Source organism: Ramlibacter sp. (assembly GCF_013697775.1).
Classification (GTDB): Bacteria; Pseudomonadota; Gammaproteobacteria; order Burkholderiales; family Burkholderiaceae_C; genus Ramlibacter.
The window spans coordinates 1-2,744 of record NZ_JACCWG010000384.1; the positions used below are offsets into that span (position 1 = coordinate 1).

The following is a 2,744-nucleotide window of genomic DNA, read 5'->3' on the forward strand; positions in this document are numbered from 1 at the left end:
CAACCCCAAACCATTCATCTGGACAGCCAGTGCTTCGGACATCCTGGCCAAGGTCACCAGAGCCAAGGCTGCATTGGCTGCGATCTCACGATAAGTACAGAACAGAGGCGCGCACCACACTAGGACGACTGCTCCACCAGCTTCTCCGTCCCCCGGCTCACCGCCTCGCCATCGTTCTGCTTCAACTTCCAGAACGCCAGCGACGACGCCACCGTGATCACCGCCAGCGCCAAGAACGCGTGGTGCAGCGCATCCGTCACCAGCGCCTGGTCCTTCTGCGGCAGGCCGTCCAGGAACCACCCCGCCACCAGCGATCCCGCGGCCAGGCCGAAGCTCATCGACAGCTGCTGCAGCGAACTCGCGATCGTGCTGGCCATGCTGGTATCCGGGCCTTCGATGTCGGCATAGGCCAGGCTGTTCATGGCCGAGAACTGCATGGAGTTGAAAAAACCCATGGCCAGTGCCAATGGCACGATCATGGCAATCGGCGTGCCGGGGCCGATGGTGGAGAACAGCGAAATCGCCACGCCGATCAGCATCGTGTTGACGATGAGCACGCGCCGGTAGCCGAACCGCGCCAGCAGCGGTTTGGTGGCGGTCTTCATGGTGATGGCTGCCGCCGCCGAGGGCATCAGCATCAGGCCGGACTGCCAGGCCGGCATGCCCATGCCCAACTGGTACAGCAGCGGCAGCAGGAAAGGCATGCCGCCCAGGCCGATGCGCGTGGCGAAACCGCCCAGCACCGAGACGCGGAACGTGCGCACCGAGAACAGCGACAGCCGCAGCAGCGGATACGGCGCACGCCGCGCGTGCAGCCCGTAGGCCAGCAGCAGCCCGATCGACAGCACGAACAGCACGCCGGTGGACGTCGCGTCCAGCCGGTGTTCGCCGAACACCTCCAGCAGCCACGACAGCAGCGCCACGCCGGCGCCGAACAGCACGAAGCCGACCGTGTCCAGCGGCCGCGGAGCGTCGCCCTTGTAGTCGGGCAGGTAGCGCCAGATCAGCGCCAGCGCGGCCAGCCCCACGGGCAGGTTGACCAGGAACACATAGCGCCAGGACGCCACGTGCACGATCAGTCCGCCGACGGTGGGCCCCAGCAGCGGGCCGACCAGCGCCGGCATGACCACGAAGTTCATCGCCGACAGCAGCTGCGCCTTGCCGAAGGTGCGGATGATGGTGAGCCGCCCCACCGGCATCATCATCGCCGCGCCCAAACCCTGCAGCAGGCGCGCGGCCACCAGCATCGGCACGTTGAGCGACAACCCGCACAGCAGCGAGGCGAAGGTGAACACGGCCACCGCGCTGAAGAACACGCGCCGCGTGCCGAAGCGGTCGGCCAGCCAGCCGCTGATGGGAATGCACACGGCCAGGCTCAGGATGTAGCTGGCCACCACCGCCTTCAGGCTGAGCGGCGCCACGTGCAGGCTGGCGGCCATGCTGGGCACGGCGGTGTTGACGATGGTCGCGTCCAGCGTCTCCATGAACATGACCGTGGCCACCACCCACGGGAGATAACGCTTGCGGTCGGTGTCGGCGATGCTGGTCGTCATGTCGCTTTGTGTCGTACCGCTCTGCGTCGTTCAGAGCTTCAGCCGCTTGGTGTAACCGGTCATCTCCAGGTAGCCGCGGCCGACCTTGCGGCCGTTGCCGTCGATCAGGTCGGACAGGCCTTCCCAGTAGATCGCGCCGGTGGAGGCGCGGCTGTCCAGTTCCTGGTTGTCGAGGACGGCGCACACCCTGTAGAAATCGGCCGGCGTGCGCACCAGCCATTCCACCGGATACTTCGCGCCCGACAGCGGGCTGGTCCAGTAGCGCCGCGCCGCGAACTGCGTCTCGCCTTTGCCGGCGATGTAGGTGGCGCCGCTGCCCGCGCGGAACGATCCGCCGTCCCACAGCGGCGTGCCGTCGGCCCGGCGCAGCTGGAACGCGGTGAGCGCGCTGCCGTCGTCCAGGTTCATGCCGATCCAGTCCCAGCCCATGGCCTCCTGGTGCAGCAGGTCGTCGCTCCATTCGTGGTCCATCCACGCCTTGCCGGCGGTGGTGTCGAAGCGCTGCCCGCGCAGCTCGATGCGCCCGCTCACCGCAAGCTGCGGCTGGCTGTAGTAGTAGCTGGCCTGCGCGGCCTCGGGGCCCTTGCGCGACAGGCCCTTGTCGCCTTGCAGCAGCACCGGCTGGGTCGGCTTGCAGACCAGGTCCAGCGCGAAATCCGCGGCGCGCAGGCGGGCCTGGAAGCTGCCGTCGGCGCCGCGCTCCAGCGACCAGTCGCGCAGCTTGATGCGCGCGTCGTCCTCGGCGGCACCGGCCACGTCGAAGCCGGCGCGTGCGATGCGCTGGTCGTGCCAGAGTTTTTTGCCCTCCACGTCGGTGACGGCGGCATGCGCAAACAGCAGCTGCCGCGCTGCAAACCGCGACGCCATGCCCTGGGTGCCGTCCACCCGCTTGCGGAAAAAAGTGAGCTGAAAGCCAAAACTGCGGTTGCCTGCAGCCGCCTGGCCGGTGATGTACCACCACTCGGTGCGCAAGTCGGGGTGTGAGCCGCGGTCTCCTGGAAAGAGGAAAGGCTTTGCTGAAAGAGCATGCGCCGGCATGTGCGAGACCAGTCCGGCAAGGCCGGCCATGCCGCCCAGCACCAGCTGGCGTCGTAGCAGACCGGGTGGCAGCGGGCGCATGGCGCGGGCTCTCAGTGCGCCGGCGTGGGGCGCAGCGCGCGTGCCATTTGCTCGTGCGCGGCAGTACAGTCG

General features: G+C 67.9%; 2 protein-coding genes. Both read right to left on the reverse strand.

Features of this window, described 5'->3' with window-relative positions:
* Positions 1 to 119: 119 nt before the first annotated feature.
* Entirely contained in the window at positions 120 to 1,553 is a 1,434-nt protein-coding gene (locus H0U68_RS19620; RefSeq protein WP_296358589.1) for an MFS transporter, read from the reverse strand.
* A gap of 30 nt (positions 1,554 to 1,583) precedes the next feature.
* Complete coding sequence (locus H0U68_RS19625) at positions 1,584 to 2,672, reverse strand: carotenoid 1,2-hydratase (protein ID WP_296358590.1); 1,089 nt, start codon at positions 2,670 to 2,672, stop codon at positions 1,584 to 1,586.
* Between the last annotated feature and the right edge of the window lie 72 nt (positions 2,673 to 2,744).